This is a genomic window from Actinoalloteichus caeruleus, from assembly GCF_049311605.1.
In the GTDB taxonomy this organism is placed as follows: domain Bacteria; phylum Actinomycetota; class Actinomycetes; order Mycobacteriales; family Pseudonocardiaceae; genus Actinoalloteichus_B; species Actinoalloteichus_B caeruleus.
In genome coordinates this window covers 3,754,552-3,769,719 of sequence record NZ_CP186005.1, presented here as the reverse complement: position 1 = coordinate 3,769,719, position 15,168 = coordinate 3,754,552, and the positions used below count along the sequence as shown (strand labels likewise).

Here is a 15,168-nt window from a genome sequence, read left to right as displayed (position 1 = left end):
GCGGCGTCGCGGTGGTCCACCACCACCGCGTCCGGTCGGTAGCGGTCGACGACGGCTGGCGCCGCGGCGGCGGTGAGCGCCTCGCGACCCGGGCCGGCGCGAGCCAGCCGGGAGGCGCGGGCACGGGTCCGCCTCCAGCGTCCTCGGCGGCGCGCGTGTCGCGGTGGGGCCGCCAGTGCCGGCCGAGGCGCACCGACGTCCGACCACCACCGGGGAGCGTCGCCGCGTGGAGCGGCACCGGGCCCCGGGCCGACTCCCGGCAGGCGGCGACCAGGCGTTGCCGCCTGTGCGGGTCGAGCCAAGCCGGCACCGGCACCGCGCCCGAGGCGAGTTCGCGTCGGGCGGCGGGAAACAGGGCGCGCACCGAACTCCTCCACCAGGTCGTCCCCCGGCCCTGGGGCGGGCCGACGTCGACCGCACAGTAGCCGCGCCGCCCGACAACCCGTCGGGCAGCACCGGCACGGACCGTGATCGCGACTGTGCGGGCGGCGGCCCCAGCGGCGGGGTCCGGGTGCCGCCAGCGGGCGCCACCGGTGCGCCGTCCGTGTCCGTGCCCGTCCCACCAGGGGCGGGGTTCGCGGGTGTACCGGGCGGGGCGTGCTCGGCGACGCGGGCGTTCCGCCGCCGCGGGGCGGTCGCTCCGGTCCGTTCGAGGCGGGACGGTGCCGGCACGCGGTGGTCGGGACGCGGCGTGGCCGGTCCTGCCTCAGACGGCCGTAGCGAGCGCTCGCGAACGACCCGGTGGTCCGCCCCCGGGTGACCAGCCGCTCACCGGTGACTGCCGGGGCCGGACCGGTGAGCACCCGCTCCGACGGGAGAGGGCCGGAGGGAGTCCGCCATCTCCCGCACCAGCTCGCGCCAGGGAGCCGACGGGAACAACGCCCGCACGGCCTCGTGGTTCCTCCGCAGTGCCTCCACCGCGTCCCGGTCACCGGCCCGCGCCCCGGCCATCCACCGGGACAGCGCCGCCGCCGCGCCACGCGGTTCCGCCGGGTCGGCCACGACGCAGGTGACCCGCCCCTGGTAGACGGACTCGAAGGCGTCGTAGTCGGTGACGGCGCAGGGCACGTCGGCGAGCGCGGCCAGCGCCGGCCCCAGCCCCACCGTCTCGACGTCGGGCAGGTTGGGGGTGAACAGCACGGCGCCGCCGGTGGCCCGGCAGATCCTCAGCAGGTCGATCTCGTCCAGCCGCCAACGGTCGTCCTCCCGGTGACTGGTGAGCGGCACGCCGTCGAGGAAGCGAACGGAACCGGTGACGTCGAGGGCGCGGACGTGGTCGAGGACCTCGGCGGCGTAGGGCGGGTCCTCCTCCACGCTCCCGAAGACCAGCAACGCCGGGTCCGGATCGCCCGCGTCCCTCGCCGTGCGCAGCATCTCGGCGAAGACGGAGACGGAGATCTCCACGCCCTTGACCCGGAACAGGCGGACGGGTACCAGGACGACCGGCTGCCGGTCGGTCAGCCCGTTGTCGACGAGGAACTCCCGGTGGCGCGCGTCCAGCTCCGGGGACTCGGGCAGGACCGGGAGCACGTTGGGGGTGACCCGGGGTCGCGATGCCGTGGGGTAGCCGGCGGCCTCCTCGGCGAGGCCCTCGGTGACCACCGCCCACCGGTCGCTCGGGAGCCCTCCCGGCACCGGCGTCAGGCTGTTCGGCGCGGGTGGGTAGAAGCGCGCATCCCCCTCGGGGATGGCGCAGCTGCCGAAGAGGTCGTGGTCCCAGTAGAGGACACCGCCGGGCCTCCCGTCCCGCCAGTAGCGGGCGGCCGCCCGTCGGAGCGCCAGGTTCACCGGCACCGCGTCCGAGAGCGTCAGGTTGACCGCGATCACCCAGTCGATGTCGTGGTCGGACAACCACCTCGTGAAGTGCTCCTCGTAGGGGCGCGCGAGGCGGTCGATCCGCTCGCGCAGCCGTCGGGTCTCGACTTCGGAGAGGGTGGCGGCCCGTGCGACGGCGAGGCGGATCTCCGTCAGCTCCGCCATCAGGCTGGTGCGTTCCTGGTCCACCGGTACGGCGTCGGTGACCGTGAGCCAGTGGGGGTAGCGGGAACCAGCCATGCCCCTCGGGAAGTAGTCGGCCTTGTCCGCCCGCCACGAATAGCCGAGGTCGGCGGCCACCGGGGTGTGCAGCACGCCGTCGTCGACGGCGTGGTCCACGACGTTCCGGAAGACGGTGAGCAGTCCGCTCACCGGGAGGCCGTCACCCGACACCAGACCCCACCGCATCATCGAGCCCACGCACCGCCGTTCCTCGTCAGGGACTCTCCGGCGGCGGCGGCCCCCGAACGTCCTCCCCTCCCGGACCCCGGTCCTCGGTCCGCGTCGTGTTCTCCGGTCGAGCACGACGGATTCGAGGCTAACGCTGGTAAACGACGATGACAATGGCGCTCAGGTGAGCGCATTTCGAGGAGGTGGCGCAGGGAATGCCGATGTCTCACGTGGTCGGTCCCGTTCCTGGCCGGAGCCGCGAGGATTCTCGAGCGAGTCGTGGAATCCGGTTTAGGAGTCCGGGTAGTGCCAGGGAGTGGAGAGGGGAGGCGTGTCGCCAATCGAGACGAGTCGTGAACGACGAGTGGGTGCGGGGGAGCGCGGGTTCCCGGTCCGCGAGCGTGGCGGAAGGTCACGGTGACGGGGTGTCGGGAGCGGGGTGCTGAGGTGAATTCCGTAATACCGTCGGCGCCTCGGGTGGTGCTCGGGTCCCTCCCGGCTGCCTCGGCTCATTTCATGACCAGCAGTTCGTTTTCCGCTCGTGCCGGGAGTCGGGCGGCCGCCGCCGTGAGCACGCTCCGTGCCCAGACGCGCTCCGCCTGGTCCAGTCCTCCTCGTCGTACGGCGCCCTGGAGGCGCTGCCACACCCCGGCGTTCGACCACTCCTGGAAGCGGCGGTGGGCGGTGGGTGCGGACACGGAGAAGGACGCCGGGAGGTCGCGCCAGGCGCAGCCGCTGGTCAGGACGAACACGATCGCCGTGAGGACGGCCCGCTCGTTGACCCGGGCCCGCCCGCCGCCCTGTGGGCGAGGTCTCGGGGTGGGCAGCGTCGGTTCGACCAGCTCCCACAGCCAGTCGGGTACCAGGCGTCGGGCCAGGTCTCCTGGTGCGGCCTTGGTGTCACGCACGTTCACGGGCACTCCTGACGTCATGGGTGGGCGCGGTGGTGGGGGAGCGTGGCGGGCGGGGCGATCTCGCCGGGTCCGGGCCGGGCGGGGCTGGGGCACCGGGAGGGAGCCGGTGCCGGACGCCGGCGCACGACGGTGTGCGGGCAGGTCGGACCCGCGCGCCGCCGAGACCCGTCCGAGGGTCGACCGGTGGACGCGCGGTACGGCTGATCATGGCCCCGTTCGGGGTAACCGTACGTGGTCGCTGGTCCTGTGGGACAGCCGCCGCCCGGGTGATGGAACGGCGTCAGCGGATCGTGGCTGCCGACGGGTCGCGGACTGGGGATTTGGAGGGTCAGGATGTGAGGGTGCTTCGTATTCTTTGGGTGTCCGCTCGCCGAATGTGGCGGAGAATTCGGGAATAATGGCAGGTGTGGGATGGTGCCAATTGAGATGTCCCCTGCGGTTGGCTAAAGGGTGTCGGCGTCCGGGGTCGTGATTGTCGACCGAGCAATAACATACCCCCCTGCTCCCCCTAATGGGTGCATTGTTGAAGATTGCGTATAGCCCAATTGTGCAGCCCGTTGCTCGTGTGGGAGTATGCCTGCGCGGAAATGGTTCACATGGTCCGTAACTCGCAGGGAGTAGTAGCTCGCCGAACCAGTGGCAAACGAGTGTTGGTCAGTTTCCTACCTGATCTCCCATGTGACGCGTCGGAGGCTCACGTCTACGCGCGGTGCTGTGGGGCACCTGGGAGTGATGGCGCCGCGACCGCTGCGCCTCCGGAGTCCTTGCTTCGGAACGCAAGCTCCTTCGACGTCGAAGGCGGTCACCGGCGTTCCGTGTACCCGTTTCGCGTCCTGCCCACAGCGTGTTCGAGGTCCCGGCGCCACTGACCGTGGTCGGCCGCCGGTGCCGGTGACCTTGTCCGGCCGCCCGGCCAACAGCGCGGGCAGCCCACGCCCACTCTTCCCCGGCGCCGTCACGAGGTAACACGGCGCCACGACCCGAGGACTTCACGGTGACGGATTTAGGTAACGCCCCAACCGGCGACAGGATCGCGATCATCGGTATCGGTTGCCGGCTGCCCGGCGGCGCTTCCGACTACCGGACGTTCTGGCAGAACCTCCTGGCCGGCAAGGACTGCATCACCGACACCCCGGCCGACCGGTACGACGTGCGGACGCTCGGCAGCCGCGACAAGGCCAAGCCCGGACGCCTGGTCGGCGGCCGAGGTGGGTACATCGACGGCTTCGACGAGTTCGACCCCGCCTTCTTCGGGATCAGCCCGCGTGAGGCCGAGCACATGGACCCCCAGCAGCGGAAGCTGCTGGAGGTGTCCTGGGAGGCGCTCGAGGACGGCGGGCAACGCCCCGGTGAACTCGCCGGCCGCGACATCGGTGTCTTCGTCGGTGCCTTCACCCTCGACTACAAGATCCTCCAGTTCGCCGACCTCAGCTTCGAGACCCTCGCGGCCCACACCGCGACCGGCACGATGATGACGATGGTGTCGAACCGGATCTCCTACTGCTTCGACTTCCGGGGACCCAGCGTCTCGATCGACACCGCGTGCAGCTCCTCGCTGGTCGCGGTGCACCTGGCCTGCCAGAGCCTGCGCCGGGGTGAGACCGAGCTCGCGCTGGCCGGCGGCACCCTGCTGCACCTCACCCCGCAGTACACCATCGCGGAGACCAAGGGCGGGTTCCTGTCGCCGGACGGCCGGTCCCGCACCTTCGACGCGTCGGCCAACGGCTACGTCCGTGCCGAGGGAGTCGGAGTGGTCGCGCTCAAGCTCCTCGACGAGGCGATCCGGGACGGCGACCCCATCCACGCCGTCATCACAGCCAGCGGTGTCAACCAGGACGGCCGGACCAACGGCATCACGGTCCCCAACCCGGACGCCCAGGTCAGCCTCATCGAACGGGTCTGCGCGGACGCGGGCATCCGACCGGGCGACCTCCAGTACATGGAGGCCCACGGCACCTCCACCCCCGTGGGTGACCCGATCGAGGCCAACGCGCTCGGCCGCGCCCTCGCCGTCGGGCGGGCACCCGGAACGCGCTGCTACGTCGGCTCGGTCAAGACGAACATCGGGCACACGGAGTCCGCCGCTGGGATCGCCGGCCTCATCAAGACGGTGCTGTGCCTGGAGAACCGGACGATCCCGCCGCACATCAACCTGGACCAGGTCAACCCGGCCATCGACCTCGACTCCCTGCCCTATGAGATCCCCACCTCGGTCACCGACTGGCCCGAGCACGAGGGGCCGGCCCGCGCCGGGGTCAACTCCTTCGGCTTCGGCGGCACCAACGCCCACGTCCTGCTCGAGGAGGCACCGGTCCGCGCGTCCGGTGTGGAGCGTTCCACGCCCGGGGAGTTCGGCATCCTGCCCCTGACCGCCCGTGACCCCGAGGCGCTGCCCGAGCTCGCCGGGAACATCCGGGCCGAACTCGCGCGTGACCACGAACCCGTCAGCCTCGCCGACCTCGGCCACACCCTCGCCCGCCGCCGCCAGCACCTGGAGCACCGCCTGTCGGTCGTCTACTCGTCCCGGGAGTCCCTCCAGGACCGCCTCGCCGAGTTCGCCAGGGGCGAGGCGCACCCACACCTGCTCGTCGACCAGTGCCGGGACGCGGGGGACCGCCGGTTGGCCTGGGTGTTCACCGGCATGGGACCGCAGTGGTGGGCGATGGGCCGCCAGCTCTTCGAGTCGGAGCCGGTGTACCGCGAGGCCGTGGAACGGTGTGACGCCGCGCTCCGGCTGTTCGCAGACTGGTCGTTGATCGAGGAGATGAACGCCAGCGAGTCCGACTCCCAGATGGCCGAGACCTGGCTGGCGCAGCCGGCGAACTTCGCGGTCCAGGTCGGGTTGGCGGCCCTCTGGAGATCCCGGGGAGTCCACCCCGACGCGATCGTCGGCCACAGCACCGGGGAGATCGCCGCCTTCCACGAGGCCGGCGTCTACACCCTGGAGGACGCGGCGCGGGTCGCCGTGCACCGGTCCCGGCTCCAGCAGAAGCTGGTCGGGACCGGCACGATGCTCGCCGTCAGCCTGGCCGAGGAGGAGGCCGCCCGCCGGGTCGCCCCCTACGGCGACCGGGTCTCGATCGCCGCCGTCAACAGCCCGACCGGGATGACCCTGGCCGGCGACCAGGACGCGCTGGCCGAACTGGCCGGCGCGCTGCGGGACGAGCAGATCTTCGCGAAGTTCCTCACCGTCCGGGTGCCCTACCACAGCGCTCGCATGGACCCGATCAAGGAGGACCTCCTCTCCTCCCTCTCCGAGCTCGACCCGCGCCCTGCCCAGCTCCCGCTCTACCTGACCGGCGAGGAGGGACGGGCCCACGGCACGGAACTCGACGGCGGCTACTGGTGGAAGAACGTCCGCGACAGCGTCCGGTTCCGGGCCGCCGTCGACCGGATGGCCGCCGACGGGTACAGCGTGTTCCTGGAGGTCGGGCCGCACCCGGTCCTCGCCCACTCCATCAGGGAATGCCTCGGCGAGCACGGGGTGGACGGCCGCACGATCCCCTCGATCCGACGGCAGGAGGGCGAGGTCGAGCGGTTCACCCAGTCACTCGCCGCGCTGCACAACCTGGGCGTGGCCATCGACTGGGCGACGATCCACCCCACCGGGTCCACCGTGGCCCTGCCCCGCTACCCCTGGCGGCGCGACCGCTACTGGGTGGAACCGGAACCGGTCCGCCAGATCCGGCTCGGCGAGGTCGACCACCCGCTGCTCGGCCGCCGCACCGGCAACGCCGAGCCGACCTGGGAGGCGCGGCTCGACGTCGAGACCGTGCCCTATCTGGACGACCACCGCATCCAGGGCAACGCGTTGTTCCCCGCCGCCGGCTACGTCGAGATGGCGCACCAGGCGGTCCGCGCGCTGACGGGAGGGGCGCGGGCCACCGTCGCGGACGTCGAGCTCCGCAAGGCCCTCTTCCTGCCCGACTCCGAGGTGCGCACCGTCCAGTTCTCCCTCTCCTCCTCCGGCGCCGAGTTCCGGATCGCGACGGTCGCCGACGCCGGAGCGGAACCCACCGTGCACGCCACCGGGGTGGTCCGGGCCGGCCAGCGTCGACGCCTCAGCTCCACCCTGGACGTCGACCTCGTCCGCGACCGGGCGAGCCGGCACCTGGACGCCACGGCGTGCTACACGGGACTGGCCGAGGTCGGCTACCACTACGGCCCTGCCTTCCAGGGCATCGAGGAGGTGTGGATCGGGTCCGGGGAGGCCCTCGCCCGGATCCGGCCGACCCGGGACCTGGGCGCGGACGCCGAGGACCACCACCTGCACCCGGTCCTGCTCGACTCCTGCTTCCAGACGCTGCTCACCCCCTTCGTGCTGGGCGCGGAGGCCGAACGGCTCGACACCGGGATCAGACTGCCCCTCTCCATCGGCGAGGTCCGCGTCGACCCGGTGGGTGACCGTGCGCTGTGGGCGCACGCGCGGCTGGGCGTCGGTGACGGTGACGAGCTCATCGGCGACATCGACCTCTACACCGAGGACGGCACCCCGCTCGGCCGCGTCAGCGACTTCCGGGCCGCCGACGTCGAGAAGGCCTCCACCGCCGTCAGCGTCTCCACGATCGACGGGTGGCTGGCCACCCCCACCTGGGTCGAGGCCCCGTGGGAGCACGACCGGACCGCCGACACCCCAGCGGCGCCGGGGAACTGGCTGATCCTCGCGGACCGGGGTGGGCTGGGCGAGGCCCTGGCCGCCCTGGTCACCGGGCGGGGCGGGCGAGCGCACCTGGTGCGACCCGGGCCGGGTTACACGCTGGGCGCCGAGCGACCGGAGTCGACCGTCGCCCCCGGATCCCGGACCGACCTGCGCGCGTTGCTGGCCGACACCGCCGCCGACGGCGGCTTCGACACCGTCGTCCACCTGTGGAACCTCGACCTGCCCCACCTCGCCGACACCGGCCGGGAGGACCTCGCCGAGCACACCAGCCTCGGTGCCTACACCCTCCTCGCTCTCGCCCAGGCCCTGACGGACGAGGGGGCCTCCGCCCGCCTCCACGTGGTCACCCGGGGCACTCAGGCCGTACGCGCCGACGAGGCCGTCGAGCCGCTGGGCGCGCCTTCCTGGGGCGTGGCACGGGTCCTCTGGTACCAGGAGCTCGTCGACAACCGGGGCAAGCTGGTCGATCTCGACCCGGGCGCCCAGCACACCGGGCCGGACCTCCACGCCGAGGCCGAGGCCCTGCTGCGGGAACTCGCGGTCGACGACGAGCACGAGGTCGCGTTGCGCGGCGACCAGCGGCACACCAACCGGCTCCGCCCGCCCGAGAACCTGACCCGGCCGCTGCCGCCCCGGCTCCGCGCCGACGGCAGCTACCTGGTCACCGGCGCGTTCGGCGCGCTCGGGCGCCTGCTGTGCCGGACCCTGGTCCACCGGGGGGCGCGCCGGCTCGTCCTCGTGGCCAGGAGGACGCTGCCCGACCGGTCCCGCTGGAGCGAACTGGACCCGTCCACCCGCGAGGCCGAGACCGTCCGGTTCGTGCGCGAGCTGGAGGCGCTGGGCGCCCAGCCGGTCATCGCCCCCGTCGACGTGACGGACGAGGACGCGCTGTCGTCCTGGCTGGTCGAGCACCGCCGGAGCGGCGCCCCGCCCATCCGCGGTGTCTTCCACCTCGCCGGTCACGTCCGGGACACCCTCCTGCCCGAGATGGACCGGGACACCTTCGACGCGGTGCACGACCCCAAGGTCGTGGGCGGCTACCTGCTGCACAAGCACCTGCTCGACGACCCCGTCGAACACTTCGTCCTGTTCGCCTCGATCGCCTCGCTGCTCACCACGGCCGGGCAGAGCAACTACGCGGCCGGCAACGCCTTCCTCGACGCGCTCGCGCACCACCGGCGCGCCCAGGGGCTCCCCGCGCTCAGCGTCGACTGGGGGCCGTGGGCCACGGGCATGATCGAGGAACTCGGCCTGATCGAGCACTACCGGGTCAGCCGGGGGATGAGTTCCCTCGCCCCCGAGGCCGGGATGGCCGTCCTGGAGAGGGTCCTCGGTCTGGACCAGGCCCAGCTGCTGGTCGCCACGGTGGTGGACTGGCCGGTGTTCCTCGCCTGGTACACGACGCCACCGCCCCTGGTCGCCGACCTGGCCGCATCCGGAGGCGCCGGATCCACCGCCGGGACCAGCAGCTTCCTCGACGAGTTCCGCGCCGCGGACGAGGAGCTGCGGCGTGATCTGCTCGGTGCCCGCTTCACCGAGATCACCTCCTCGGTGCTGCGGGTGCGCTCCGACCAGGTGGAACCCGACTCGAGCCTGAACACGTTGGGGCTGGACTCGCTGCTGGCGATGGAGTTGCGCACCCGACTGCACACGGAGCTCGGTGTCGCGTTGCCGGTCGTGGCCCTGCTCAGCAGCTCACCGATCGAGGAACTGCTCGACGGCCTGCACACGCAGGTCCGCGACCTCGTCGCCGAGGACGGCGACCAGGGCCCGGATGCCACCGTCATCGAGGTGTACCAGGACGAGGGCGAGTACCCCCTCACGCAGAACCAGAAGGCGCTGTGGTTCCTCAAGCAGCTGCACCCCGACGGTTTCGCCTACAACATCGGCGGTGCCGTGGAGGTCCGCACCGAGCTCGAACCGGAACTCATGTTCGAGGCGGTCCGGGCGCTGATCGACCGGCATCCCAGCCTGCGCACGAACTTCCTGCTGCGGGACGGGCAGGCCGTCCAGCGGGTCTCCCCGCGCGCGGAGGCCGACGTCGCCCTGTTCGACGTGGCCGACACGGCGTGGCCCGAGATCTACCAGATGATCATCGACGAGTACCGCAGGCCCTACGACCTGGAGCGGGATCCGCTGGTCCGGTTCCGCCTGTTCCGCCGAGGGCCGGACCGCTGGCTGATCATGAAGGCCGTCCACCACATCATCTCGGACGCGATCTCCACCTTCACCTTCATCGAGGAGCTCCTCGCCACCTACGAGACGATGCGGGCCACCGGGCGGAGCACGGCCGACGCCGAGCTGCTCGCGGCGGCCGGGTTGGCCCCGGTCGGCGCCCGGTACCTCGACTTCCTGAACTGGCAGAACCGGTTCCTGGCGAGCGCGGACGCGCGCCGGATGCGCGAGTACTGGCTCAACCACCTGCCGGCCGAGGTACCGATCCTGAACCTGCCCACCGACAAGCCCCGGCCACCGGTGCAGACCCACAACGGCGCCTCGGAGTTCTTCACGCTCGACGAGGACCTCACCGCCCGGGTGCACGCACTGGCCCGGGAGCACAACGTCACGGTCTTCGTGGTGCTCATCGCCGCCTACTACCTGCTGCTCCAGCGCCACTCCGGGCAGGACGAGGTGATCGTCGGCAGCCCGGTCACCGGGCGGACCGAGCAGCAGTTCTCCTCCGTCTACGGGTACTTCGTCAACCCGCTGCCGCTGCACGTCGACCTCGGGGGCGCGCCCTCCGTCACCGAACTCCTGGACCGGGTCCGCGGCACGGTCCTCAACGGACTCGACAACCAGGAGTACCCCTTCGTGCTGCTGGTGGACGAGCTCGGTCTCCAGCACGACCCCAGCCGCTCCGCCGTGTTCCAGGCGATGTTCATCCTCCTCGTCCACCGGGTGGCCACCGAGAAGTACGGCTACCGACTCGACTACATCGACCTCCCCGAGGAGGAGGGACAGTTCGACCTCACCCTCTCCGCCTACGAGGACGAGGCCGAGCACCGCTTCCACTGCGTCTTCAAGTACAACACCGACCTCTTCCTCCCCAGGACCATGCGGCGACTGGCGGAGCACTACGTCAACCTGCTGACCGGGCTGACCTCGGCGGCGCCCGCCGAGCCGGTCGACCGGCTGCCGCTGTTGGGTACCGAGGAACGAGCGGAGATCCTCGACGGCTGGAGCGGGGCGAACCGGATCGAGGCGGCCGCCCGCCGCCCGGTCCACGACCTCATCGCCGAGGCGGCGGCCAGGACGCCCGACGCCGTCGCGGTCTCCCTGCCCGTCGAGGACGGCCCCAGCCAGCAGCTGCGGTACGGGGAACTGATGCGGAGGGCCGACGAGATCGCCGGCCACCTGCGGGCCAGGGGAGCGCGCCCCGGAGCGGTGGTCGCGCTCTGCCAGGAGAAGTCACCCGAGCTGATCTGCACCGTCCTGGCCGTGCTCCGCACCGGCGCCGCCTACCTGCCCCTCGACCCCGGGTACCCGGCCGAGCGCCTCGACTACATGGTCAGCACGGCCTCCGCCGCGCTGGTCGTCGCCGACCCGCCGGTCCGCGACCGGCTCACCGCGCTGCCCTGCGCGGTGGTCACCCTCGACGAGCTCGCCGCCGACCCCGACCCCGGGTTCGTGCCGGCACCGGTCGACCTCGACTCGCCGGCCTACGTCATCTACACCTCCGGATCCACCGGCAGGCCCAAGGCGGTGCGGGTCAGCCACCGCAACCTCGCCTCGGTCCAGGAGGCCTGGCGCACCGAGTACCGGCTCGACGACGAGGTGCGGGTGCACCTCCAGATGGCCAGCTTCTCCTTCGACGTCTTCACCGGTGACCTCGTCCGCGCCCTCTGCTCCGGCGGAACCCTGGTGCTGGTGGACCGCGACCTGCTGTTCGACACGGCACGTCTGCACCGGACGATCCTCGCCGAGCGGGTGGACTGCGGCGAGTTCGTCCCCGCGGTCGTGCGGACCCTGGCGACCTACTGCGAGAACGAGGGGGAGCGGCTCGACTCCCTCCGCCTGCTGATCGTCGGTTCCGACGCCTGGAAGGTCGAGGAGTACCAGCGGCTGCGGAACCTGTGCGGGCCCAGCACCCGCCTGGTGAACTCCTACGGGCTGAGCGAGACCACCATCGACAGCGCCTACTTCGAGGGTTCGGTGGACCACCTCGAACCCGGACAGATGGTCCCGATCGGACGGCCGTTGCCCGGCAGTGAGCTGTACATCCTGGACGAGCGCGGCGAACCGACCCCCGCGGGGGTGCCGGGCGAGCTGTGGATCGGCGGCGAGGGCGTGTCCGACGGCTACGTCGGTGACCCGGAGCAGACCGACGCGCGCTTCGTCACCCGGGTGCTCGGCACGGCACCGGACGCCCCGGCGCTGCGGCTGTACCGCACCGGCGACCTCGCCCGCTGGGACACGGCTGGGGGGGTGGAACTGCTCGGCAGGGTCGACAACCAGGTCAAGGTGCACGGTCACCGCATCGAGACCGGCGAGATCGAGTCCCGGCTCACCTCGTGGGACGGGCTGTCCGAGGCCGTGGTCACCGTGCGCGCGGACGGCCGGGGGGAGAACGTCCTCTGCGCCTACTGCGTCGCCGTGCCCGACGTCGGGTTCGACCGGCGCGAGCTGCGCAGGCACCTCGCCGAGTACCTGCCCACCTTCATGATCCCCACCCACCTCGTCGAGCTGGACGCGCTGCCCCTCACCCCCAACGGGAAGGTCGACATCGCCGCCCTCCCGGCCCCGGACGGCGCCGACGACGAACAGCCCTACGAGCCCCCCACCACCCTGTACGAGGTCAGGATGGCCGCGCACTGGGAAGCACTGCTCGGCGTGGAGCGGGTCGGCCTCCACCACGACTTCTTCGAACTGGGCGGCGGGTCGATCAAGCTGATCGAACTGATCTACCACCTCCAGAACGAGTTCGCGGTCAGCATCCCCGTGAGCCAGCTCTTCCGGGTCACGACCCTGCACGGCATGGCCAGCGCGGTGCAGGACATCGTGACGGGTCGGACCGAGGGAGCGCTGCCCTACCTGCGGTTCAACCCCGACCGGGACGACACCGTCTTCTGCTTCCCACCGGCCGGCGGGCACGGTCTGGTCTACCGGCAGTTCGCGGCCCAGCTCGACGAGTACCGGCTCGTGGCCTTCAACTACCTCACCGGGGACGACAAGGTGGGTCGCTACGCCGACCTGGTCGAGTCCCTGCGGGAGGAGGGCCAGCTGCTCCTCCTGGGGTACTCCCTCGGCGGGAACCTCGCCTACGAGGTGGCCAGGGAACTGGAGGCCCGGGGCCGCGTGGTGCGGGAGGTGGTGATCCTCGACTCGCACCGGCTGACCGAGACCTTCGAACTGGCCGAGGAACACCTGGCGGTCTTCCAGGAGGAGCTCAGCGACCACCTGAGGCGGCACACCGGTTCCGACATCGTGAGCAAGGAGACGATGAGCCAGGCCAGGGACTACCTGGAGTTCTCCAGCCGCACCCCCAACACCGGCACGATCGTCGCCCCGATCACCCTCGTCTCGGACCAGGACCGCGTGGACTCCTACGCGGCCACCGCCCCGGGCAGCTGGTACGGCGGCTCCAGGACCCGCACCACCGTGCTGCGCGGATCGGGCACGCACGCGGAGATGCTCGACCAGGAGCACGCCGAGGCCAACGCCGACCTGCTGCGCGTCCTGCTGGCCGGGGGTGTCGTCGATGCCGCGTGAGAGGCGACCGGTGTGGGAACGCCGCGATCCCGTGCCAGGCGAACCGCCCCGGGTGATCATCATCGGCGCGGGTGTCAGCGGGATGGCGACCGGCTGCTACGGCCAGATGAGTGGCCTGGAGACCCGGATCTTCGAGAAGCACGTCCTGCCGGGCGGTTGTTGCACCGCCTGGGCCCGCGAGGGCTACGTCTTCGACTACTGCATCGAGTGGTTGATCGGAACGGCGCCGGGCAACGACGCCAACCAGGTGTGGCGGGAACTCGGGGCGCTGGACGGCAAGACCATCACCAACTTCGAGATGTTCAACCGGGTCGTCGACGAGGACGGGCGGGAGGTCATCTTCTACAACGACCCGGACCGCCTCGAACGGCACCTCACCGAGCTGTCCCCGGTGGACGCGCCGCTGATCCGGTCCTTCTGCCGGGACCTGCGGCGGTTCACCGAGTTCGAGCTGTACCCCTTCCTCACGCCGCCGCCCCTCCGGACCCTGCGGGAGCGGCTCCGGACCCTGCGCACCGTGCTTCCCCGCTTCCGGCTGTTCTGGCGGACCGCGGCGACGCAGATGCACACCTTCGCCGACCGGTTCCAGGACCCGTTGTTGCGCCGTGCGTTCCGCAACATCTTCTTCCAGGACCCCGAGACGTTCCCGGTGCTGCCGTTCCTGTTCAACATGGCCAGCGCCTACCACCAGAACGCGGGGTTCCCCCAGGGCGGCTCGCTGGGCCTGGCGCGTTCCATCGAGGACCGCTACACCGGTCTGGGCGGGCGGATCGACTACCGGAGCCGGGTGGAGCGCGTCCTGGTCGAGGACGGCCGGGCGGTCGGAGTGGAGCTGAAGGGAGGTGAGCGGCACTACGCCGACCACGTCGTCTCGGCCTGCGACGGGCAGACGACGATCTACCAGCTGCTCGGCGGCGAGTACACCAGCCCCCGGGTCGAGCGCCTCTACGACGAACTGATCGACCGGCCGGGGATCCTGTTCCCCGCGGTGGTGTCGGCCTTCGTCGGGGTGGACGGCCAGTTCGACGCGGCCGACCCGCACAGCTCCACCTACCTGCTCAGCGACCAGGAGGCGGAGCGGCTGCCCGGGGCCCTCCAACCCAGCCTGGTCGTGCAGCTGCGCTCGCACTACTCGGAGGGATTCGCGCCACCGGGCAAGTCGGTCATCCACTGCACCTACTTCAGCGACTTCCACTACTGGGCCGAGCTGCGGAGCACCGACCGGAAGGCCTACTGGGCCAGGAAGCGCGAACTCGCCGACTTCGTGCGTACGGTGCTCGTGGACCGCCTGCCGCACCTGCGGGACCGGATCGAACTCGTGGACATCGCCTCGCCCGCGACGACGCTGCGCTACACCGGGAACCACGTCGGCAGCATCCTCGCGTGGAAGGCGTTCTCCGACGCGGAGGACGTCGCCAACGAGCTGATCGCGAAGGACCGGATGCGACTGCCCGGTCTGGCGAACTTCTGGATGACCGGGCAGTGGGTGGGAATGGGGGGGCTGATCCGGGCCGCCTCCACGGGCCGGTTCGTCACCCAGTACCTCTGCGCCGAGCTGGGGCTGGGGTTCCGGGCCGAGGAGAGCGCCAACGTCGAGCCGTGGCATCCCGACCGCCTCGGTTCCCTGCCCCAACTCGACCAACGGCCCGTGCGGTAGCCAGGCGCCGGTGAACCAAGGAG

General features: G+C 71.5%; 3 protein-coding genes and 1 pseudogene. 2 read left to right on the top strand and 2 right to left on the bottom strand.

The features are described from left to right. Window positions 1–768: 768 nt before the first annotated feature. Together ACOJVX_RS15015 and ACOJVX_RS15010 are read right to left on the bottom strand one after the other, a co-directional pair. Window positions 769–2,235: a hypothetical protein gene (locus ACOJVX_RS15015; RefSeq protein ID WP_422646865.1), complete on the bottom strand. Its 1,467-nt coding sequence runs from the start codon at window positions 2,233–2,235 to the stop codon at window positions 769–771. Between the two features lie 521 nt (window positions 2,236–2,756). Beyond that, window positions 2,757–3,137 (bottom strand): annotated as a pseudogene (locus ACOJVX_RS15010) (transposase); the annotation flags it as partial. A gap of 976 nt (window positions 3,138–4,113) precedes the next feature. On the opposite strand from ACOJVX_RS15010, the gene ACOJVX_RS15005 reads away from it, so the two are divergent. Together ACOJVX_RS15005 and ACOJVX_RS15000 are read left to right on the top strand one after the other, a co-directional pair. Continuing rightward, a complete protein-coding gene (locus tag ACOJVX_RS15005) occupies window positions 4,114–13,488 on the top strand; it encodes an amino acid adenylation domain-containing protein (RefSeq protein WP_422646864.1) in 9,375 nt (3,124 codons plus the stop codon). Then, window positions 13,478–15,145, top strand: coding sequence for a phytoene desaturase family protein (locus ACOJVX_RS15000; RefSeq protein ID WP_422646863.1), 1,668 nt, complete (start codon window positions 13,478–13,480; stop codon window positions 15,143–15,145). The genes ACOJVX_RS15005 and ACOJVX_RS15000 overlap by 11 nt, the downstream gene beginning before the upstream one ends. Window positions 15,146–15,168 lie beyond the last annotated feature (23 nt).

Excerpts from the sequence above, each read along its gene's own strand:
- ACOJVX_RS15000 (WP_422646863.1), top strand. The coding sequence starts at position 13,478 with ATGCCGCGTGAGAGGCGACCGGTGTGGGAACGCCGCGATCCCGTGCCA.